The sequence below is a fragment of the Sphingomonas sp. DC4900 genome, from assembly GCF_049896485.1.
Lineage (GTDB): Bacteria > Pseudomonadota > Alphaproteobacteria > Sphingomonadales > Sphingomonadaceae > Sphingomonas > Sphingomonas aquatilis.
The window spans coordinates 209150-228242 of record NZ_JAFCUK010000003.1; the positions used below are offsets into that span (position 1 = coordinate 209150).

Here is a 19093-nt window from a genome sequence, read left to right on the forward strand (position 1 = left end):
GTGCGGTAGGGGTTGCCCCCTCGTCACCCCGGACTTGGTCCGGGGTCCACCGGGCCGCGGGGGCAGCGCTCGAGCCTCCAGCCCGCCCCCTCGCCGCAGAGTGGACCCCGGACCAAGTCCGGGGTGACGGGGGGGATGAGTTACGCCCCCTTCCGCTTGAGCAGAGCGGTGCGGAGGCACTGGCACACCGGCTCGTCCCGCTGGTTGAGGAGGATGTGGCGAAAGGTGACGAGGCCGGCGTCGGGGCGCGATTTGCTGTCGCGCAATTCCACCACTTCGGTTTCGGCGCGGAGCGTGTCGCCGATGAACACCGGCTTGGGCATCACCAATTTGTCGTAGCCGAGGTTCGCGACCAAAGTACCGAGCGTCGTGTCGCCGACCGACAGGCCAACCATCAGCGCGAAGGTGAAGGTGCCGTTGACGAGGATCTGGCCGAACTCGCTCGCTTTCGCCGCTTCGGCGTCGAGGTGCAGCGGCTGCGGGTTGTGCGTCATGGTCGAGAACAGGAGGTTGTCCGTCTCGGTCACGGTGCGCCGGATGTCGTGCGTCAGGCGGTCGCCGACCTGCCATTCGTCGTAGAAGCGGCCGGCCATTATTGCTCTCCCTGCGGTTCGATGCGGACGAGCAGCGTGCCTTCGGGCACCTGCGCCTCGGGCGTGGCGGTGAGGTCTGCGACCACGCCGTCGAAGGGGGCGGTGAGGCTGTGTTCCATCTTCATCGCCTCCAGCGTGATGAGGCGCTGGCCCTTGGTGACGGATTGGCCGGCGGTGACGTCGACCGCGATGATGCGGCCGGGCATCGGCGACAGGATCGCGCCATCCCCTGCCCCGCCGGCCGCGGCGGCGGCGGCGCGATAGGGGGTGATTTCCCACGTCTGGCCGCCTTCGGTGACGAGCAGGCGATCGAGGGCCACCACATCCGTTCGCCCTGAGCCTGTCGAAGGGCTGGTTTCCAAACGCGAACCGGTCGCTTGGGGGGAGCCGCCCTTCGACAGGCTCAGGGCGAACGGGGTGTGGGGTTGGCTCAGCCCGAACGGGGTGCGGCGTTGACTGAAATCCACCTCCACCGGCTCCCCCGCCACCGACAGCATCGCCATCTGGCGCGGGGCGGCGTTGAGGCGGAAGCCCGGCACCGGTTGCGGCCCGGCGAGCGCCTGGGCAGCTTCGACGAGCACCTCTTCGCTGGGCAGCGCGGGCGGCATCAGCGCATCGCCTTCGCGGGCGATCAGGCCGGTGTCGAGGGTCGCGGCGACGAAGGCGGGGTGGTCGAGCGCCTCGACGAGGAAGCCCGCATTACTGCGCAGCGGCCAGACGATCGCGGCGTCGAGCGCGTCGGCGAGCGTTTCGCGCGCCTCTTCGCGGGTGTCGCCATGGGCGATCACCTTGGCGATCATCGGATCGTAATAGGGGGTGATCGTCGCGCCCTGTTCCACCCCGGTATCGACGCGCACGGTGTCGCCGAGATCGAAGGCGTCGAGGCGGCCGATGCTGGGGAGGAAGCCCTTGGCCGGGTCTTCGGCATACAGGCGCGCTTCCATCGCATGGCCGTGGATCGCCAGTTGGTCCTGGCGGCAGGGCAGCGGTTCGCCGCTCGCGACGCGCAGCTGCCATTCGACGAGGTCCTGGCCGGTGATCATCTCGGTCACCGGATGTTCGACCTGCAGCCGCGTGTTCATCTCCATGAACCAGATGCGGTCGGCGTTCAGGCCCTCGCTGGCGTCGGCGATGAATTCGATCGTGCCGGCGCCGACATAGTCGACCGCCTGCGCGGCGCGGACGGCGGCGGCGCAGACCGCCTCGCGGGTCGCGGCATCCATGCCGGGCGCGGGGGCTTCCTCGATCACCTTCTGGTGGCGGCGCTGGAGCGAGCAGTCGCGTTCGAACAGATGGACGACATTGCCATGGGCATCGCCGAACACCTGCACCTCGATATGGCGGGGGCTCAGCACGTATTTTTCGAGCAGGACGCGATCGTCGCCGAACGAGGCCGCCGCCTCGCGCTGGCAGCTGGCGAGCGCTTCGGCGAAATCGGCGGCATCGTCGACGCGGCGCATGCCCTTGCCGCCGCCGCCCGCCACCGCCTTGATGAGGACGGGATAGCCGATCGCGTCGGCCTCGGACCGGAGGCGATCGGGCGACTGGTCTTCGCCGAGGTAGCCGGGTGTGACGGGCACGCCGGCGGCGATCATCCGCGCCTTGGCGGCGTCCTTCAGGCCCATCGCGCGGATGCTGTCGGGATTGGGGCCGACCCAGATCAGGCCGGCGTCCTGCACCGCTTGGGCGAAGTCGGCGTTTTCGCTCAGGAAACCGTAGCCGGGGTGGATCGCCTGTGCGCCGGTGGCCTTGGCCGCGGCGATGATGCGCTCGCCGATCAGATAGCTTTCCGCCGGGCGCGGGCCGCCGATCGCGACGGCTTCGTCGGCCTCGCGGACGTGCAGCGCGGTCGCGTCGGCGTCGGAATGGACCGCGACGGTGCGGATGCCGAGGCCGCGCGCGGTGCGGATGATGCGGCAGGCGATCTCGCCGCGATTGGCGATGAGCAGCGATTCGATCACGGGGCGCTCCGGGGGAAATGTTGCTGGAAGTGGACGAAGTGGAGGGTACGTCGTGTCCCGGACACCGGGGGTTGCGGGGGCGAGAAACGTACCGGGGTGTGCGAGGGCGAAGCGAGGAGCGCGGCCATGCGATTCCGCCATACCACAGGCGCTATCGTGTAGGACAGCGTCAGTGGGCACCCCCCTTTCCTCCCCGAGCTTGTCTCGGGGAGGGGGACCATGCGAAGCATGGTGGAGGGGCGCGCGCAGCGCGAGACGGGCGACACGCGATGCTCAAGGGGACAGGAAAGGCCTATCGCCGGTCGCGTGCATTGCGCCGCGAGTTGAGTCTGCCCGAAGTCCTGTTGTGGCAGGCGCTGCGCCGCCGCTCTACCGGGTGGAAGTGGCGCAAGCAGCATCCCGCGGGTCCCTTCACGCTCGACTTTTACTGCGACGCCGCAAAGCTGTGTGTCGAGGTCGATGGCGAAGCGCATGATCGCGGGGATCGACCGGAACGCGACGTGCGTCGTGACGCCTGGCTCGCCGACCGTGGCGTGGAGACGGTGCGGGTGCCGGCGGCGGCGGTGCTGCGCGATCTGGATGCGGTCGTACGTGGCATCGCCGCACGCGCGCTGGAGCGCGCGCCCCTCCACCACCGGCCTGCGGCCGGCGGTCCCCCTCCCCAAGCGGCGCTTGGGGAGGAATAGGCGGGTCCCGCCGATCACATCCGGAACACGCCGAAGCTGGGCCGCTCCGGGATGGGGGCGTTGAGGCAGGCGGCGAGGCTGAGGCCGAGGACGTCGCGGGTCTGCGCGGGATCGATGATGCCGTCGTCCCACAGGCGCGCGGTGGCGTACCAGGGGTTGCCCTCGTCTTCGTATTTGGCGCGGACGGGGGCCTTGAAGGCTTCGGCCTGTTCGGGGGTCCAGCTGTCCGCGTCGCGGTGGACGGTGGCGAGGACGGATGCCGCCTGTTCGCCGCCCATCACGCTGATCCGGCTGTTGGGCCAGGTAAACAGAAAGCGGGGCGAATAGGCGCGGCCGCACATGCCGTAATTGCCCGCGCCGAAGCTGCCGCCGATCAGGATGGTGATCTTCGGCACGCTCGCGGTGGCGACGGCGGTAACGAGCTTGGCGCCATGTTTGGCAATGCCGTCCGCCTCATATTTCCCGCCGACCATGAAGCCCGAAATGTTCTGGAGGAACAGCAGCGGGATTTTGCGCTGGCAGGCGAGCTCGATGAAATGCGCGCCTTTTTGCGCGCTTTCGCTGAACAGCACGCCGTTGTTAGCGAGGATGGCGACGGGCAGGCCGTGGATGGTGGCGAAGCCGCAGACCAGCGACGCGCCGTACAGCGCCTTGAATTCGTGGAATTCGGAGCCGTCGACCAGGCGCGCGATCACCTCGTGCACGTCGTACGGCGCGCGGACGTCATCGGGGATCAGGCCGTAGAGGTCTTCCGCCGGGTAGAGCGGCGCGCGGGCCGGCGCGATCTGCGGGCCGGTCTGTTCGGGCAGCGTCGCGACGATGTCGCGGACGATCGACAGCGCGTGGTCGTCGTTTTCGGCGACATGGTCGACCACGCCCGATCGGCGGCCGTGCGTGTCGGCGCCGCCGAGGTCTTCGGCGCTGATCACCTCTCCGGTCGCGGCCTTCACCAGCGGCGGGCCGGCGAGGAAGATCGTGCCCTGCCCGCGGACGATGATCGTCTCGTCGGACATGGCGGGGACATAGGCGCCGCCCGCGGTGCAGCTGCCCATGACACAGGCGATCTGCGGGATGCCGAGCGCCGACATGTTCGCCTGGTTAAAGAAGATGCGGCCGAAGTGATCGCGGTCTGGGAAGACCTCCGCCTGATGCGGCAAATTGGCGCCGCCGCTGTCGACGAGGTAGATGCACGGCAGGCGGTTTTCCTGCGCGATTTCCTGGGCGCGCAGGTGCTTCTTCACGGTCAACGGGAAGTAGGTGCCGCCCTTCACCGTCGCGTCGTTGCAGACGATCATCACCTGCCGGCCCGAGACGCGGCCGATGCCGGCGATCATGCCGGCGCCGGGGACGTCATCGTCATAGAGGCCGTAGGCGGCGAGCTGGCCGATTTCGAGGAAGGCGCTGCCGGGATCGAGCAGGCGTTCGACGCGATTGCGGGGGAGCAGCTTGCCGCGGGCGGTGTGGCGCTCGCGGGATTTGGCGTTGCCGCCGAGGCCCGCCGCCGCGACGTCGGCGCGCAGGCGGTCGGCGAGCGCGCGGTTGTGCGCGGCGTTGCGGGCGAAGGCCTCGCCGTCGCGGGCGACGGTGGTGGTGGGGAGCGTGGGGCCCATCAGATCCTCCCCAAGCTTGCTTGGGGAGGGGGACCGCCGCGGAGCGGTGGTGGAGGGGCGGTGCGAAGCACCGGCTGCGCCGGCCCCTCCACCACCGGTCTGCGACCGGCGGTCCCCCTCCCCGCGCTACGCGCAGGGAGGAATTGGTAGGCCCTCACTGCGCCACCTTTGGCGCGGCGCCGATGAGTTCGCGGCCGATCAGCATGCGGCGGATTTCGTTGGTGCCGGCGCCGATGTCGAGCAGCTTGGCGTCGCGCATAAAGCGTTCGACCGGCCAGTCCTTGGTGTAGCCGGCGCCGCCCAGTGCCTGGATCGCCTCGAGCGCGACCTTCACCGCATTTTCGCTCGCGAGCAGGATCGCGCCGGCGGCGTCGAAGCGGGTGGTCTTGCCGGCGTCGCAGCTCTTGGCGACCGCGTAGACATAGGCGCGGGCGGAGTTGAGCGCGACGTACATGTCGGCGATCTTGCCCTGCATCAGCTGGAACTGGCCGATCGGCTGGCCGAACTGCTTGCGATCACGCACGAAGGGCACGACGACGTCGAGGCACGCCTGCATGATGCCGAGCTGGATGCCGGCGAGCACCGCGCGCTCATAGTCGAGGCCGCTCATCAGCACGCCGACACCGCCGTTGAGCGGGCCCATGATCTGCTCTGCGGACACGTAGCAATCGTCGAACACGAGTTCCGCGGTCGGCGAGCCGCGCATGCCCATCTTGTCGATCTTCTGACCGATGCTGAAGCCGGGCATGTCCTTTTCGATCAGGAAGGCGGTGATGCCGCGCGACCCCTCACCCGTCTTCGCATAGACGACGAGCGTGTCGGCGTAGGCGGCGTTGGTGATCCAGAATTTGGTGCCGTTGAGGACGTAGCCGTCTCCTCGCGCCTCGGCGCGCAGCTTCATCGAGACGACGTCGCTGCCCGCGCCCGCTTCGGACATGGCGAGGCTGCCGACATGTTCACCGCTGATCAGCTTGGGCAGGTATTTCGCCTTTTGCTCCGCGTTTGCCCAGCGGCGGATCTGGTTGATGCAGAGGTTCGAATGCGCGCCGTAGCTGAGGCCGATCGAGGCCGAGGCGCGGCTGACTTCCTCCACCGCGACGACATGTTCGAGATAGCCGAGGCCGAGCCCGCCGTCGGCTTCCTCGACGGTGATGCCGTGGAGGCCGAGGTCGCCCATCGCGGTCCACAGCTCGTCTCGCGGGAACCAGTCGTCGGCGTCGATCTTGGCAGCGAGCGGCGCGATCCGGTCGGTGGCGAAGCGCTGCGTCGAGTCGCGGATCATGTCCGCGGCCTCGCCGAGGGCGAAATCGAAATCGGGTGTCACATCCGCTCCTTATGTCTTTGCGCCCCTGCTACCACAGGCACGTGCGGCAGGGAAAATCGACAGCGGACGCGGCGACGTATAGATGGCATCTATGATCGACCGCTATCTGATCCGCTATTGTCTGGGCGTCGTCGATCAGGGGAGCTTTTCCGCCGCCGCGGCCAGCGCGCGGGTGACGCAGCCGACGCTGTCGGCGGGGATCGCCAAGCTGGAGGCGTTGCTTGGCCAGCAACTATTCGATCGCAGCGGGCGGCGGGTGCGATTGACCGACGCGGGGACGCGCTTCGTCGATCATGCCCGGCGGATCGAGGCGGAGTTCGCCGCCGCCGAACGCGCAGTGCAGGCGACGCCGCCGCACCGGCTGATCCGCATCGGCGTGGCGCCGACCGTCTCCACCATCGCGCTGGGCGAGGCGCTGGCGGCCGCGCGGGCCGCGGCGCCGAATGAGCGGATCGAGATCGTCGAAGGGCGGACGAGCGAATTGCAGGGCAAGCTGGACCATGGCCGCATCGATGCGCTGCTCGGCCCCGGCGTGGCGCGCGATGCGGATGACGTGCGGTTGTTCGAGGAGGGCTATGGCGTGGCGATGGCGACGGCGCACCCCCTCGCCCACCGCGCCAGTGTGACCGCGGAGGATATCGCGGGCGAGACGATGATCGTGCGGCGCCAGTGCGAGGCGCTGCCGCTGGTCAGCCGCTTCTTCACGGCGCGCGGCGTCCGCCCGTTCATGGCGGCGCGGACACTGAGCGACGATCGCGCGGGCGCCTATGTGGCGGCGGGGCTGGGGATCACGGTGATGCCGTACAGCCTGCGTGGGCCGGGCGTCGCGATGCCGGCGCTGGCGGGGTTCGAGCTGACGCGCGTGGTGGGCCTGCGCGTGCCGGCCGCGGCGCGGGCGCGGCTGGCGCCGAGCGGGGCGTGGCAGGCGTTCGTGGCGGGGATGAGGCACGACACGGTGCCCGCCTGACGCAAACGGCGGGTCGTCTGGTCTTGGTGTCAGGTCACCCCTCCCCTTGCCAATTGCCTCGATCCAGGCATTCTATAGCCGGCTATAGAATGGAGGCGTTATGGACGGCGTGGTGGAGGGCAATCCGCATCTGTTTCTGGGTAGCCGGTTGAAGCGGCTGGGCGACCGGATGCAGGCGGATGCGGCGGCCTTTACCGGGCAGGCGGGCCTGTCGGTGCCGCCGGGGCTGTTTTCGGTGCTGGCGACGCTGGATGCGCAGACCGAGCTCAGCGTCGGCGCGCTCGCCAGCGCGCTGGGTGTTACCCAGCCTTCGATGACCAAGGCCGTGACGAAGCTGGCCGATGCCGGCCTGGTGGCGGTGTCTCGGCCGGCCGCGGACCGGCGGCAGGCCATCGTTGCGCTGACCGAGACGGGGATACATGCGGTGGCGGTGGGGCGCCGATCGATCTGGCCGATGGTGGACGCTGCCGTGCAGGAGGTCACGCACGATCTGCCGGGCAGTTTCATCGCGCAGATCGCCGAGATCGAGCGCCGTCTGGACGCCCGATCGATCAGCGAGCGGGCATCCAGCAAGATCGCGGTGGACTTGCAGCCGGCCACCGACGACGCATTGCCCGCGATCGCCGCGCTGCTGAACCGGGCCTATCGCGGTGCGGACAGCGGCGCCGGCTGGAACAGCGAGGCCGCGCTGATCGATGGCGACCGCACCACGGTAGCGCTGCTGCACCAGGAGCGGTCGGACTATCCCGACGCCACATTGCTCGTCTGGCGGTTCGGCGAGGCCATACAGGGGTGCGTATGGCTGAAGCCTGAGGGCGATGGCGATGGCGATTGGTATCTTGGGTCGCTGGCCGTCGATCCGCGGCTTCAGAATGGCGGCGCGGGCCGGCGGCTGCTGGCGGCCGCGGAGGCATGGGCCCGGGCGCGCGGGGGCACCCGCATCCGCATGACCGTCGTCCACGTCCGAGACACGCTGATCGCCTGGTATGCGCGGCGCGGCTATCGCCCGACCGGTGACACCGAACCGTTCCCCTATGCCGACGAACGCTTCGGCCGACCCAAGCGCCCCGACCTGCATTTCATCGTGCTGACCAAATCGCTGGCAGAGGAGCGCGGGTAGCCGCGTCGGTCGCGCACAAAAAAAGGCGCGGGAATTGCTCCCCGCGCCCTTCGTGTCTCGCGACGCGGCGGATTACTCCGCGGCGGCGGTGCCCTTCGCCGGACGGGTGTCGCGGCGTTCGGCGATACGCGCCGACTTGCCGGTGCGGCCACGCAGATAATAGAGCTTCGCGCGACGCACGGCGCCCTTGCGGACGACGTCGATCGAATCGATGTTCGGCGAGTACAGCGGGAAGACGCGCTCGACGCCCTCGCCGAAGCTGATCTTGCGGACGGTGAACGAGGAGCCCATGCCCTTGTTCGACCGCGCGATGCACACGCCTTCGTAGTTCTGGACGCGGGTACGCTCGCCTTCGACGACCTTCACGCCGACCTTCAGCGTGTCACCGGGACGGAATTCGGGGATCGCGCGCTTGGCGGTCAGCTTTTCGATCTGCTCGGCTTCGAGCTGCTGAATGAGGTTCATGACTTCAGTCCTTACGTCGCCGCGCGCCAGAGGGAGGTTGGACCCGAGCGCCCTCGTGGCGCTCCCAAAGGTCCGGCCTCCGTAGCCGTGTATCGACCTCTGCCTGGTGTTTCCGCCAGGCCGCGATCTTCGCATGATCCCCCGATCGCAGCACTTCGGGGATCGTGCGCCCTTCCCATTCATAGGGGCGGGTATATTGCGGATATTCGAGCAGCCCCGTTTCGAAGCTCTCGTCATCCCCGCTGGAAGGCGCGCCCATTACGCCGGGACGCAGCCGAATGCAAGCGTCGAGCAGCACCAGTGCCCCCATCTCGCCGCCCGACAAAATATAGTCGCCGATCGAGACCTGTTCGATCGCGCGGCCGTCGAACAGGCGCTCGTCGAAGCCTTCGAACCGGCCGCACAGGATGATGACGCCGGGGCCGTTCGCGAGGGCGCGGACGCGGCTCTGGGTGAGCGGCGCCCCGCGAGGGGTCATGGCGAGGATAGGGCGACCGTCCGCGACGCTGTCGACCGCCGCCGCCAGCACGTCGGCGCGCAGCACCATGCCGGCGCCGCCGCCCGCGGGCGTATCGTCGACCGAGCGGTGCTTGTCGGTGGCGAAATCGCGGATCTGGACGGGATCGCAGGTCCAGCCCCCTTCCCTGAGCGCGCGACCGGCGAGCGAGACGCCCAAGGGGCCGGGGAACATCTCCGGGTACAAAGTGAGGACGGTGGCGGCGAAGGTCATTGGGTCCAGTTTTCGATTTGGAGGCCGGGGATGTCGGCGAAGTCGGCTTCGTTGTTGGTGACGATCGTCAGGCCGGTCGCCAACGCGTGGGCTGCAATGAAGCGATCGAGTTTGCCGCGTCGGAACGGCACATCCGGGAAACGCCGGGCTTCCGGCATGCCGAAGGGCAAGGGTTCGATGACGGTCAGCAGCCGATCGAGTGCAATTTTCTGGTCATCGTCGGTAATGCCGTACAGCGCTTCCGCCACGCACAATGTCGACGTCACGATCGTGCCCGGCTCGTGCTGCTGGACGCGATCCCGGAGCAGATCGCGTTCGCCGGCAATGAGATAGACGAGGATATTGGTATCGAGCAGAAAGCGCGGCGCAGTCATCGGCGAAGCAGCTTTCCTTCCCAGTCCAGCTCGCGCGGCGCCATATCGAGCCGTTCGACCGGCTTGATCCCCGGACACGAGCCGTAGATGCCGGTGAGGTCGATCTTCTTCGGGACGACCGGCGCGGGTTCGACGATGAAACTGCCCCGCTCCTCGCGCAGCAACATCTCGTCGCCTTCCTTCAGGCCGAGCGCCTTCGGCAGGCGCAGCGCGACCGAATTGCCCGATTTGAACACCTTGGCGCGATATTCGTTACCCATGCCATGCCTCCGTATAGACAGGATGTATATACATGACGGACGTGGGGCAAGGCGACGGTTCAGGGGACGACGGCGTGGACGATTGCATCATCATCGGCGCGGGGCCGGCCGGGCTGACCGCGGCGATCTATCTGGCGCGCTTTCACCTCTCCATCCGGCTGTTCGACAGCGGATCGAGCCGCGCGGCGATGATCCCGTGCACGCGCAACCACGCCGGCTATCCCGAGGGGATCGCGGGCAAGGAACTGCTGCGCCTCATGCGCGAGCAGGCTGAACAATACGGTGCGTATCGCGAGGAGAAGAAGGTCACGGCGATCCTGCCGGAGGGCGACGATTTCCGCATCGTCACCGACGATGGCGACTTTCGCGCGCGCACCGTGTTGCTGGCGACGGGGGTGGTGAACCACCGGCCCAATATCCTGCCGGAGGTGCACGACCCGGCGCTGGAGCGTGGGCTGATGCGCTATTGCCCGATCTGCGACGGCTATGAGGTGACCGACAAGCGCGTGGGCGTGATCGGCACCGGCGACCATGGCATGCGCGAGGCGCTGTTCCTGCGTGGCTATACGCGAGACGTGACGCTGATCGCGCCCGAGGCGGAGCATATGCTGGATGCTGCCTGCGCGGCGAAGCTGGACGAGGCGGGCATTGCGCGCGTCGACGGGCCGTGCGGCGGCTGGGCGATCGAGGGCGACCGGATCGCGCTGGATACCGCGGGTGGGCGGATGGCGTTCGACAGCGTCTATCCGGCGCTGGGGTCACGGATCCGGTCGCACCTGGCGATCGCGGCGGGCGCGCGGGCGAGCGACGAGGGGTGCCTGGAGGTGGACGACCATCAGCGCACCAGCGTGCCCGGGCTGTTCGCGGCAGGTGATGTGGTGAAGGGGCTGGACCAGATCAGCCATGCGATGGGCGAAGCAGGCGTGGCGGCGACGACGATCCGGAATTTGCTGGCGGAGCGTGGGCGGTTGTGGCGGTGAGGTGATGGGGGTTCCGCGACCCCGTCACCCCGGACTTGGTCCGGGGTCCACTGGGCCGCTGGGGAGCGATGGAGCCTCTAGCCGTCCCCCTCGCCGCGGAGTGGACCCCGGAACGAGTCCGGGGTGACGGGGGATTTGGGGAAGCGTTACTCCACGAAGTCGGCGTTTACCGTCAGGCTATCCGCGCTCCACTCCGGCACGGCGTCGGCGTTCATGGGGATCATGAAGCGTTTGCCGTTGGCGCGTTCGATTTCGAGCACGTCGCCGGCACCGAAATTTTCGACGAGCACGACGCGGCCCAGTTCCTCGCCCGTGGTCGACACGGCGGCCAGCCCGATGAGATCGGCGTGATAATATTCGCCCTCCCCTAGCGGTGGCAGCGCCGAGCGGGGGACGGTAAGTTCGGTGCCGCGCAATGCCTCGGCGGCGTTGCGATCGGTGACTTCGGCGAAGCGTGCGATCAGGCCGTTGTTGCCCGATTGCGTCGACTTCAGCGTCAGCGCGCCGCCGTTGAAGCTCTTATAGGTGCCGAAATCCTCGGCGAAGACCTTGAGCCGCACCTGGCCGTTGACGCCATGCGCGCCGATGACGACCGCGAGAACGACGGGCGCGTCAGCCTTGGTCGGGTGATCCATCGGTGCCTGCTGGGGCATCGTCATCCCCTTCTGCGGGATCGGTGGCGGAAACGCCCTCGTTGGGCGCATTCACCGCAGCATCCTCGAACGTTTCGTCGGGCGCGGTGCGGGGATCGGGATCGATGGCCATGGTGCGTGAACCTCCTCGGGTAAGGACGGCTCAACGCACCAGTTTCACCTTCGATGCCTGCGCATCGGAGGGTCGGCCTCGAAGCTTACGCCTCGGTGGTCTCTTCGGCCGGAGCCTCTTCCGCCGGGGCGGCGGCAGCGGCGGCGGCCGCTTCTTCCTGCGCCTTCAGCTTCTCGGCACGCTCTTCGGCGCGCTCGGTGGCCTTTTCGCCCGGCTTGCCCTTGTTCGGGTTGTTGCGCGCCGCGCGCTCACGCACGCCGGCCTGATCGAGGAAGCGCGCGACGCGGTCGGTCGGCTGCGCGCCGTTCGACAGCCAGTACTTGGCGCGCTCGGCGTCGAGCACGATGCGGTTCTCGGCGTCCTTGGCGAGCAGCGGGTTGTAGTTGCCGATCTTCTCGATGAACTTGCCGTCGCGGGGCGAGCGGGCGTCGGCAACGACGATGCGGTAATACGGACGCTTCTTGGAGCCGCCGCGCGACAGACGAATGCTGAGTGCCATGGTAGTTAGTCCTTCGTTCTAATGCAGTTACGGTGTTCTGTTATTTCTTCTTGAGAAGGTTCTCGAAGCCGGGTGGCAGCTTGGGCATGCCGTCCTGACCGCCGCCGAGGCCGGGCAGGCCCTTGGGGAGGCCACCGCCCGCCTTGTCCATCATCTCGCCGAGGCCGGCACCGCCGAGCGCGTTGCCGAGGCCGCCCATGCCGCCCTTGCCGAGCATCGCCATCATGCCCTTCAGCCCGCCCATCTTCTTGATCTTCTTCATGGCGGTGGACATTTCCTGGTGCATCTTCAGGAGCTTGTTCACCTCCTGCACCGTGGTGCCCGATCCCTTGGCAATGCGGATCTTGCGCTTGGCGTTGATCAGTTCGGGCTTGGAGCGCTCCTTCACGGTCATCGAGCCGATCATCGCGTCCATGTGGATGAGGACCTTGTCGCCGCCCGCCTGCGCAAGCGCGCCCTGCGCCTTCTTCATCCCCGGCATCATGCCGGCGAGCGCGCCGAGGCCGCCCATGCGGCGCATCTGCGCGAGCTGGCCGCGCAGGTCGTTCATGTCGAACTGACCCTTGGCGAGCCGCGCGGTCATCCGCTCGGCGTCTTCCTGCTGGATCGATTCCGCGGCGCGCTCGACCAGGCTGACGACATCGCCCATGCCGAGGATACGGCCGGCGACGCGGCTGGGGTGGAACGCCTCCAGCGCGTCCATCTTTTCGCCGGTGCCGGCGAACTTGATCGGCTTGCCGGTGACGGCGCGCATCGACAGCGCCGCACCGCCGCGCGCATCGCCGTCCATGCGGGTCAGGACGACGCCGGTCAGCGGCACCTGTTCGGAGAAGTTGGTCGCGACGTTGACCGCGTCCTGGCCGGTCAGCGAATCGACGACGAGCAGGATTTCCTGCGGGGTCGCGATGTCGGCGACCGCCTTCATCTCGTCCATCAGCGCCTGGTCGACGTGCAGACGACCGGCGGTGTCGAGCATCAGCACGTCGAAGCCTTGCAGCTTCGCGGACTGGAGCGCGCGGCGGGCGATGTCGACCGGCTGCTGGCCAGCGACGATCGGCAGCGTCGCGACGTCGATCTGCTTGCCGAGCGTCGCGAGCTGTTCCTGCGCCGCCGGGCGATTGACGTCGAGCGACGCCATCAGCACCTTCTTGCGATCGCGGCCCGACAGGCGCTTGGCGATCTTGGCGGTGCTGGTCGTCTTGCCCGAGCCTTGCAGGCCGACCATCATGACGACGGCGGGCGGCGTGACCGACAGGTTCAGCTCGCTCTCGTCCGCGCCGAGCATCTCGACCAGCGCGTCGTTGACGATCTTGACGACCTGCTGCCCCGGCGTGACCGAGCGCAGGACGTTCTGGCCGACCGCCTCTTCCGTCACCTTGTCGACGAACTGGCGGGCGACGGGCAGCGCGACGTCGGCCTCGAGCAGCGCGACGCGCACTTCGCGCATCGCGGTCCGCACATCGGCCTCGGTCAGCGCGCCACGGCCGCGGAGGCGGTCGAATACGCCGCCAAGCCGGTCGCTCAGACTGTCGAACATCGCCTCAAATCCTCATCATACCACACAACGCAAAAGACGCCGGCGGGCGAAACCTCGCCGGCCAGCGTGCACCCGTGGGCGCGTCCTCGATCGCATTCCGTGGTGGAACGTGGGTGGGCGTGTAGGGGAAATGGGGTGTGGTGGCAAGGGGGTGGGGTTTGGGGGTGGCCTATGCGCTCGGCCGCCTCGGATTATTCGCATGCGTTGGAGAGGAAGCGGGACCCCGGCTCAGGGCCGGGGTGACGAGGGGTGGGTGTGGCGGGGTGCCGATGCCGCTCAGCCCGCGTCATTCCCGCGGAGGCGGGAAACCATAACCTATGCCGTCGGCGATAGAAGCGTGAGGTTTGCCAGTCTGGATTCCCGCCTTCGCGGGAATGACGGGCTTTCTTGGCGGGGGCGCGCCCTACCCCTCGTCATCCCGGCGCACGCCGGGATCCATGGTTGCGACGCATTTCGAGCGGGTGCGCAACGCTGGCCTTGCCGTGTCCATGGATCCCGGCGTGCGCCGGGATGACGAAGAAGGAGGTGCTCCTACCAACCCGCATCCGGCTGCGCGAGATACGTCTGTTCCGCCTCGGTCGACTGCCGCCCCAGCGCGGCGTTGCGGCTGGGGAAGCGGCCGTATTGGGCGATGACGTCGCGGTGGTCCTTGGCGAAGGCGATGTTCTCCGCCAGCCCCAGGTCCTCGAACTTCTCAACCGACAGGTTCTGCAGGCCGAGGTTCTCCGCGTGCATCAGCGGCATGTACAGGAACACGCGCCGTTCCCGGGGAAAGCGCCCTTCCCAGCCCTTGGCGATCGCATCCAGCGTCAGCTCGACGGCGAGATCGTCCGCCGCGAATGCCTGCGCCGTATCGCGATGGATGTTGCGCGAGAATTGGTCGAGCAGGATGATCGCGGCGAGCAAGGCGTCGGGGTCGTCGCGCCACCCCTCCGCATCGCCGCGCAGCACGCCGTCGCGCATCGCGCCGAAGCGGTCGGCGATCTGCCGGTCGAGGCCATCGTCCTTGGCGAAATGCTGTTCCTGGGTCAGGCCGAACCAGAAGTCCAATACCGCGGCCGCCATGTCATGGACTTGGGCGCCGTCCCTCACTAGATCGCGCGTCATGTCTGCTCCCGCGCCAGAGGTCATCTCCCTCGGCTGCCGTCTCAACATCGCCGAGAGCGAAACGATCCGTGCCCTGCTGGCGGGGCGCGACACCGTGGTCGTCAATTCCTGCGCGGTGACCAACGCGGCGGTGAAGGCGAGCCGGCAGGCGGTGCGGCGCGCGCGGCGCGACCGGCCGGATGCGGAGATCGTCGTCACCGGCTGCGCGGCACAGATCGACCCCGCCGGCTTCGCCGCGATGGCGGAAGTGGACCGGGTGATCGGCAATGGCGAGAAGCTGAACCCCGCCGCCTGGGCGAGCCTGGAACCCGTCGTCGTCGGCGACATCATGGCGTTGCGCGAGACGGCCCCTCACCTCGCCGCGAGCTTCACCGGCCATGCGCGCGCGTTCGTCGAGGTGCAGAATGGCTGCGACCATCGCTGCACCTTCTGCGCCATCCCCTTCGGCCGGGGTCCCAGCCGATCGGTGCCGGCGGGCGCGGTGGTCGATCGGATCGCGGGCCTGGTCGAAGCGGGCCATCACGAGGTGGTGCTGACGGGCGTCGATCTGACGAGCTATGGCCACGATCTGCCCGGCGCGCCGACGCTGGGCCTGCTGGTCGAACGTATCCTGCGGCACGTGCCGGCGCTCGCGCGGCTGCGGCTGTCGTCGCTCGATTCGATCGAAATCGACGACCGGCTGTTCGAGCTGGTGACGGGCGAGGCGCGGGTGATGCCGCACCTGCATCTGTCGTTCCAGGCGGGCAGCGACATGATCCTGAAGCGGATGAAACGGCGGCATTCGCGTGCACAGTCCGTGGATATGGTCGCGCGGCTGAAGGCGGCGCGCCCCGACATCGCGATCGGCGCGGACCTGATCGCGGGTTTCCCGACCGAGGGTGAGTTCATGTTCGCTGACACGCTGGCGCTGATCGACGATGCCGATATCGTCCATGGCCATATCTTTCCCTATTCCCCGCGCGCCGGCACCCCCGCCGCGCGCATGCCGCAGGTCGCGCCCGCTGCGATCAAGGACCGCGCCGAACGGCTGCGCGCGAGCGCCGGACGACGCCGGGCGGCCTGGCTTGCGAGCCTCACCGGCAGCGCGCAGGACGTGCTGGTCGAGCGGCCGGGAACCCGCGGCCACGCCGGCAATTTCGCCGAGGTGCTGCTGGACGCTCCCGCCGAACCGGGGACGATCGTCTCCGCCCGCATCACCGCTGCAACCGACACCCATCTGCTAGGTACGATTTCATGAGCACCACCCCCTCCTGGCACGAGCGCCTGCTCGGCGGCTTCAAGAAGACGTCCGATCGGCTGGTCGGCAACCTCGCCGGACTCGGCGGCGCACGCCTCGACGATGCGACGCTGGATGAGGTGGAGGAAGCGCTGATCGCGTCCGACCTCGGCCCCGATACCGCGGGCAAGATCCGCGCGCGGCTGGCCGAGGGCACGTTCGAGCGCAACATGGAAGAGCTGGGCATCCGGCTGGTCGTCGCCGAAGAGGTGGAAAAGGCGCTCGCCAAGGTCGCCAAGCCGATCGAGATCGAAGCCTTTCCGCGGCCGCAGGTGATCCTGGTGATCGGCGTCAACGGATCGGGCAAGACGACGACGATCGCCAAGCTGGCGCACCTGCTGATGGAGCAGGATTACGGCGTGATGCTGGCCGCGGGCGACACGTTCCGCGCCGCCGCGATCGGCCAGCTCGCCACCTGGGCGGAGCGGGTCGGCGTGCCGATCGTCACCGGGCCCGAGGGCGGCGATGCCGCGGGCGTGGTGTGGGATGCGGTGAAGAAGGCGACCGAGACGGGCATCGACGTGCTGATCGTCGACACCGCCGGCCGCCTGCAGAACAAGCGCGAGCTGATGGACGAGCTGGCGAAAATCCGCCGCGTGCTGGGGCGGATCAACCCGGCTTCGCCGCATGACGTCGTGCTCGTGCTGGATGCGACGACGGGGCAGAATGCGCTGTCGCAGATCGAAGTGTTCAAGGAGGTGGCGGGTGTCACCGGCCTTGTAATGACGAAGCTCGATGGGACCGCGCGCGGCGGCGTGCTGGTCGCGGCGGCGGAGAAATACGGCCTGCCGATCCACGCGATCGGGGTGGGCGAAGGGATGACCGATTTGCGCCCGTTCGATGCGAACGAGGTGGCGCGGATCATCGCCGGTGTCGATGCGGGGGGGCGGAAGTGATGTTGCCCGCCCCAGACCGTCATTCCCGCGCAGGCGGGAATCCAGATTGGCGAACATCTGCGATGGAGCCGCAAGGCCAGCCCGTCTGGATTCCCGCCTGCGCGGGAATGACGATCATGGAATGGGAAGAGTCCCCTGCACCTCGTCACCCCGGCCTTGAGCCGGGGTCCCGCTTGTCCGCGCGGGTGGAAGAAGAAGCGGGACCCCGGATCACGTCCGGGGTGACGGGTTGGGAGATGGCGGCGTGACCCAGATGACCCACGCCCCCCAGAAATCCTCGCCCGGCGTGCGACTGGGCGTCGAATACGGGCCGTTGCTCGTCTTCTTCGCGGTCAATTTCCTGTTCCCCGCTGCCCTCGCCATCCGGCTGGTGGGCGCGAGCACCGGCTTTCTGTCCGACCTCGACCGCGCAGGCGCGCTGGTGATCGCCAAGGTGATCGTCGCGACGACCGCCTTCGTGCTCGCCACCATCGCGGCGATGATCGTGTCGAAGCGCAAGCTCGGCCATATCTCGCCGATGTTGTGGATTTCGGGCGGGTTCGTCGTCGTGTTCGGCGGGCTGACCGTCTATTTCCACGACCCCAAGTTCATCCAGATGAAGCCGACCTTCGTCTATGCGATGTTCGCGATCGTGCTGGGCTTCGGCCTGCTGACCGGACGGCCGCTGCTGGAAGGGCTGCTCGGCACCGCCTATCCGGGGCTGACCGCGCAAGGGTGGCGCAAACTGACGCGCAACTGGGCGCTGTTTTTCGTCGTGATGGCCGCGCTGAACGAAGCGGTGTGGCGCAACACGAACTGGGATTTCTGGGTCGGATTCAAGCTTTGGGGCGCGATCCCGCTGACCCTGCTGTTCGCGTTCGCGAATATCCCGATGCTGCTGCGGCACGGGCTGAATACCGAGGCTAATCCGGAAGCGGATATTCCGGTGGAGTAAGTTCTCCCCCGCCAGGGGGAGGTGGCGCCGCCGCAGGCGGTGACGGAGGGGGCGGATACGCGACGCTTGCGTTCGCGGAGACGCCCCCTCCACCACCGGCTGCGCCGGCGGTCCCCCTCCCCCGCTAAAGCGAGGGAGGGATTTTGCGTTACGCGGCGTCGAAGCGCTTGCCCGCCTCGTCCCAATTCACGACATCCCACCACGCCTTCAGATAGCCGGGGCGGTCGTTCATGTAGGTGAGGTAATAGGCGTGTTCCCACACGTCGTTACCCAGGATCGGCGTGCCGGGTTCCTTGGCATCGTCCATCAGCGGATTGTCCTGGTTCGGCGTCGACGTCACCTTCAGCGCGCCCGACGAATCCTTGATCACCCAGGCCCAGCCCGAGCCGAACTGGCCCGCGCCCTTGGTGTTGAAGTCTTCCTTCAGCTTGTCGAGGCCGCCATAGGCGTCGATCGCATCCTTCAGCGCGCCCGACGGCTGGGTCGAACCCTTCGGCCCCATGATCTTCCAGAAGAAATCGTGGTTCCAGAAGCCGCCGCCGTTGTTGCGGATCAGCGGGGGCAGCGACGAGATCATGCCGAGGATCTCCTCGATCGTCTTGCCTTCGAGCTTCGGATCGGCGGCGACGCCTTCGTTCAGCTTGTTGGTGTAGGCGGCGTGATGCTTGTCGTGGTGGAAGGTCATCGTCTCCTTCGAGATGACCGGCTCCAGCGCGTCATAAGCGTAGGGCAGCGGCGGCAGTTCGAATGCCATGGGAAAGGCTCCTTCCAAAAGGTGGGGACGTTGCGTCCCCGCGTTAACGCGGAAGCGGGCCTAACGCTCCCACGCCGTTACGCAAGCGTGATGACGACGAACCCGTCACCCCGGACTTGATCCGGGGTCCCGCTTTTTGCGACGGGCGGGGGGGGGGAAGAAGAAGCGGGACCCCGGCTTAAGGCCGGGGTGACGGTGATGGCGGGAGTGCCCCCCCCTACTTCGTCCCCCCGGACTTGGTCCGGGGTCCACTCT

At 68.0% G+C, this 19093-nt stretch carries 21 protein-coding genes; 7 read left to right on the top strand and 14 right to left on the bottom strand.

The annotated features are described in order from the left end of the window. Positions 1-140 precede the first annotated feature (140 nt). Together ACP690_RS05535 and ACP690_RS05540 are read right to left on the bottom strand one after the other, a co-directional pair. Positions 141-593, bottom strand: coding sequence for a MaoC family dehydratase (locus tag ACP690_RS05535; RefSeq protein WP_017978263.1), 453 nt, complete (start codon positions 591-593; stop codon positions 141-143). Beyond that, a complete protein-coding gene (locus ACP690_RS05540) occupies positions 593-2554 on the bottom strand; it encodes a biotin carboxylase N-terminal domain-containing protein (RefSeq protein WP_426260406.1) in 1962 nt (653 codons plus the stop codon). The genes ACP690_RS05535 and ACP690_RS05540 overlap by 1 nt, the downstream gene beginning before the upstream one ends. 269 nt (positions 2555-2823) lie before the next feature. Between ACP690_RS05540 and ACP690_RS05545 the strand changes: the two genes are divergently transcribed. Continuing rightward, positions 2824-3240, top strand: coding sequence for an endonuclease domain-containing protein (locus tag ACP690_RS05545; RefSeq protein ID WP_426260405.1), 417 nt, complete (start codon positions 2824-2826; stop codon positions 3238-3240). A 14-nt stretch (positions 3241-3254) separates the two neighbouring features. On the opposite strand, the gene ACP690_RS05550 is transcribed toward ACP690_RS05545, so the two are convergent. Continuing rightward, positions 3255-4850, bottom strand: coding sequence for a carboxyl transferase domain-containing protein (locus ACP690_RS05550; protein ID WP_426260404.1), 1596 nt, complete (start codon positions 4848-4850; stop codon positions 3255-3257). Positions 4851-5004: 154 nt separating this feature from the next. Then, on the bottom strand, positions 5005-6132 hold the full coding sequence (locus tag ACP690_RS05555) for an isovaleryl-CoA dehydrogenase (protein ID WP_426260526.1): 1128 nt from the start codon (positions 6130-6132) through the stop codon (positions 5005-5007). 124 nt (positions 6133-6256) lie between these two features. Here ACP690_RS05555 and ACP690_RS05560 point away from each other — a divergent pair, with 124 nt between their 5' ends. After that, positions 6257-7141 carry a LysR family transcriptional regulator gene (locus ACP690_RS05560; RefSeq protein WP_426260403.1) on the top strand — a complete coding sequence of 295 codons (885 nt, stop codon included), beginning with the start codon at positions 6257-6259 and terminating at the stop codon, positions 7139-7141. Between the two features lie 100 nt (positions 7142-7241). Beyond that, positions 7242-8261, top strand: coding sequence for a bifunctional helix-turn-helix transcriptional regulator/GNAT family N-acetyltransferase (locus ACP690_RS05565; protein ID WP_331361262.1), 1020 nt, complete (start codon positions 7242-7244; stop codon positions 8259-8261). 72 nt (positions 8262-8333) lie between these two features. Here the strand turns inward: ACP690_RS05565 and rplS are convergent, their stop codons facing one another. The 4 genes from rplS to ACP690_RS05585 are packed head-to-tail and all read right to left on the bottom strand — an operon-like array spanning position 8334 to position 10090. Then, positions 8334-8726, bottom strand: a complete 393-nt coding sequence (rplS, locus tag ACP690_RS05570) for a 50S ribosomal protein L19 (RefSeq protein WP_017978256.1) — start codon at positions 8724-8726, stop codon at positions 8334-8336. A gap of 4 nt (positions 8727-8730) precedes the next feature. Then, positions 8731-9456 carry a tRNA (guanosine(37)-N1)-methyltransferase TrmD gene (trmD, locus tag ACP690_RS05575; RefSeq protein WP_426260402.1) on the bottom strand — a complete coding sequence of 242 codons (726 nt, stop codon included), beginning with the start codon at positions 9454-9456 and terminating at the stop codon, positions 8731-8733. Then, positions 9453-9830, bottom strand: coding sequence for a type II toxin-antitoxin system VapC family toxin (locus tag ACP690_RS05580; protein WP_241892114.1), 378 nt, complete (start codon positions 9828-9830; stop codon positions 9453-9455). The genes trmD and ACP690_RS05580 overlap by 4 nt, the downstream gene beginning before the upstream one ends. Beyond that, on the bottom strand, positions 9827-10090 hold the full coding sequence (locus ACP690_RS05585) for an AbrB/MazE/SpoVT family DNA-binding domain-containing protein (protein WP_241892115.1): 264 nt from the start codon (positions 10088-10090) through the stop codon (positions 9827-9829). Before ACP690_RS05585 ends, ACP690_RS05580 begins: the two co-directional genes overlap by 4 nt. A gap of 32 nt (positions 10091-10122) precedes the next feature. Here ACP690_RS05585 and ACP690_RS05590 point away from each other — a divergent pair, with 32 nt between their 5' ends. Continuing rightward, positions 10123-11070 (top strand): NAD(P)/FAD-dependent oxidoreductase, encoded by a 948-nt coding sequence (locus ACP690_RS05590; RefSeq protein ID WP_426260401.1) that lies wholly within the window; start codon positions 10123-10125, stop codon positions 11068-11070. 146 nt (positions 11071-11216) lie between these two features. On the opposite strand, the gene rimM is transcribed toward ACP690_RS05590, so the two are convergent. The 5 genes from rimM to ACP690_RS05615 form a co-directional block, all read right to left on the bottom strand. Beyond that, positions 11217-11729 (bottom strand): ribosome maturation factor RimM, encoded by a 513-nt coding sequence (gene rimM, locus ACP690_RS05595; protein ID WP_426260400.1) that lies wholly within the window; start codon positions 11727-11729, stop codon positions 11217-11219. Beyond that, positions 11683-11835 carry a hypothetical protein gene (locus tag ACP690_RS05600; protein WP_167509783.1) on the bottom strand — a complete coding sequence of 51 codons (153 nt, stop codon included), beginning with the start codon at positions 11833-11835 and terminating at the stop codon, positions 11683-11685. The genes rimM and ACP690_RS05600 overlap by 47 nt, the downstream gene beginning before the upstream one ends. An 85-nt stretch (positions 11836-11920) precedes the next feature. Then, positions 11921-12334, bottom strand: a complete 414-nt coding sequence (gene rpsP, locus ACP690_RS05605) for a 30S ribosomal protein S16 (protein ID WP_017978250.1) — start codon at positions 12332-12334, stop codon at positions 11921-11923. A 40-nt stretch (positions 12335-12374) separates the two neighbouring features. Beyond that, entirely contained in the window at positions 12375-13871 is a 1497-nt protein-coding gene (ffh, locus tag ACP690_RS05610) for a signal recognition particle protein (protein WP_017978249.1), read from the bottom strand. A gap of 531 nt (positions 13872-14402) precedes the next feature. Beyond that, positions 14403-14978: a DUF924 family protein gene (locus tag ACP690_RS05615; RefSeq protein WP_426260399.1), complete on the bottom strand. Its 576-nt coding sequence runs from the start codon at positions 14976-14978 to the stop codon at positions 14403-14405. On the opposite strand from ACP690_RS05615, the gene mtaB reads away from it, so the two are divergent. From mtaB to ACP690_RS05630, 3 genes are all read left to right on the top strand, one after another. Then, complete coding sequence (gene mtaB / locus ACP690_RS05620; RefSeq protein WP_426260398.1) at positions 14977-16215, top strand: tRNA (N(6)-L-threonylcarbamoyladenosine(37)-C(2))-methylthiotransferase MtaB; 1239 nt, start codon at positions 14977-14979, stop codon at positions 16213-16215. The genes ACP690_RS05615 and mtaB overlap by 2 nt on opposite strands. After that, positions 16212-17150, top strand: coding sequence for a signal recognition particle-docking protein FtsY (gene ftsY, locus ACP690_RS05625; protein ID WP_147037452.1), 939 nt, complete (start codon positions 16212-16214; stop codon positions 17148-17150). Before mtaB ends, ftsY begins: the two co-directional genes overlap by 4 nt. Positions 17151-17403: 253 nt before the next feature. Beyond that, complete coding sequence (locus ACP690_RS05630; protein WP_426260525.1) at positions 17404-18084, top strand: septation protein A; 681 nt, start codon at positions 17404-17406, stop codon at positions 18082-18084. 148 nt (positions 18085-18232) lie between these two features. Here the strand turns inward: ACP690_RS05630 and ACP690_RS05635 are convergent, their stop codons facing one another. Then, on the bottom strand, positions 18233-18838 hold the full coding sequence (locus ACP690_RS05635; RefSeq protein WP_017978244.1) for a superoxide dismutase: 606 nt from the start codon (positions 18836-18838) through the stop codon (positions 18233-18235). Positions 18839-19093: the final 255 nt, after the last annotated feature.

Bases quoted from the DNA above. Each gene is read 5' to 3' on its own strand.
- ACP690_RS05560 (WP_426260403.1), top strand. From the start codon at position 6,257: ATGGCATCTATGATCGACCGCTATCTGATCCGCTATTGTCTGGGCGTC.
- ACP690_RS05630 (WP_426260525.1), top strand. From the start codon at position 17,404: ATGACCCACGCCCCCCAGAAATCCTCGCCCGGCGTGCGACTGGGCGTC.
- ACP690_RS05565 (WP_331361262.1), top strand. From the start codon at position 7,242: ATGGACGGCGTGGTGGAGGGCAATCCGCATCTGTTTCTGGGTAGCCGG.
- ACP690_RS05600 (WP_167509783.1), bottom strand. From the start codon at position 11,835: ATGGCCATCGATCCCGATCCCCGCACCGCGCCCGACGAAACGTTCGAG.
- ACP690_RS05545 (WP_426260405.1), top strand. From the start codon at position 2,824: ATGCTCAAGGGGACAGGAAAGGCCTATCGCCGGTCGCGTGCATTGCGC.
- ACP690_RS05555 (WP_426260526.1), bottom strand. From the start codon at position 6,132: ATGATCCGCGACTCGACGCAGCGCTTCGCCACCGACCGGATCGCGCCG.
- rimM (WP_426260400.1), bottom strand. From the start codon at position 11,729: ATGACGATGCCCCAGCAGGCACCGATGGATCACCCGACCAAGGCTGAC.
- ACP690_RS05590 (WP_426260401.1), top strand. From the start codon at position 10,123: ATGACGGACGTGGGGCAAGGCGACGGTTCAGGGGACGACGGCGTGGAC.
- ffh (WP_017978249.1), bottom strand. From the start codon at position 13,871: ATGTTCGACAGTCTGAGCGACCGGCTTGGCGGCGTATTCGACCGCCTC.
- ftsY (WP_147037452.1), top strand. From the start codon at position 16,212: ATGAGCACCACCCCCTCCTGGCACGAGCGCCTGCTCGGCGGCTTCAAG.
- ACP690_RS05550 (WP_426260404.1), bottom strand. From the start codon at position 4,850: ATGGGCCCCACGCTCCCCACCACCACCGTCGCCCGCGACGGCGAGGCC.
- mtaB (WP_426260398.1), top strand. From the start codon at position 14,977: ATGTCTGCTCCCGCGCCAGAGGTCATCTCCCTCGGCTGCCGTCTCAAC.
- ACP690_RS05615 (WP_426260399.1), bottom strand. From the start codon at position 14,978: ATGACGCGCGATCTAGTGAGGGACGGCGCCCAAGTCCATGACATGGCG.
- trmD (WP_426260402.1), bottom strand. From the start codon at position 9,456: ATGACCTTCGCCGCCACCGTCCTCACTTTGTACCCGGAGATGTTCCCC.
- ACP690_RS05585 (WP_241892115.1), bottom strand. From the start codon at position 10,090: ATGGGTAACGAATATCGCGCCAAGGTGTTCAAATCGGGCAATTCGGTC.
- ACP690_RS05580 (WP_241892114.1), bottom strand. From the start codon at position 9,830: ATGACTGCGCCGCGCTTTCTGCTCGATACCAATATCCTCGTCTATCTC.
- rpsP (WP_017978250.1), bottom strand. From the start codon at position 12,334: ATGGCACTCAGCATTCGTCTGTCGCGCGGCGGCTCCAAGAAGCGTCCG.
- ACP690_RS05535 (WP_017978263.1), bottom strand. From the start codon at position 593: ATGGCCGGCCGCTTCTACGACGAATGGCAGGTCGGCGACCGCCTGACG.
- ACP690_RS05635 (WP_017978244.1), bottom strand. From the start codon at position 18,838: ATGGCATTCGAACTGCCGCCGCTGCCCTACGCTTATGACGCGCTGGAG.
- rplS (WP_017978256.1), bottom strand. From the start codon at position 8,726: ATGAACCTCATTCAGCAGCTCGAAGCCGAGCAGATCGAAAAGCTGACC.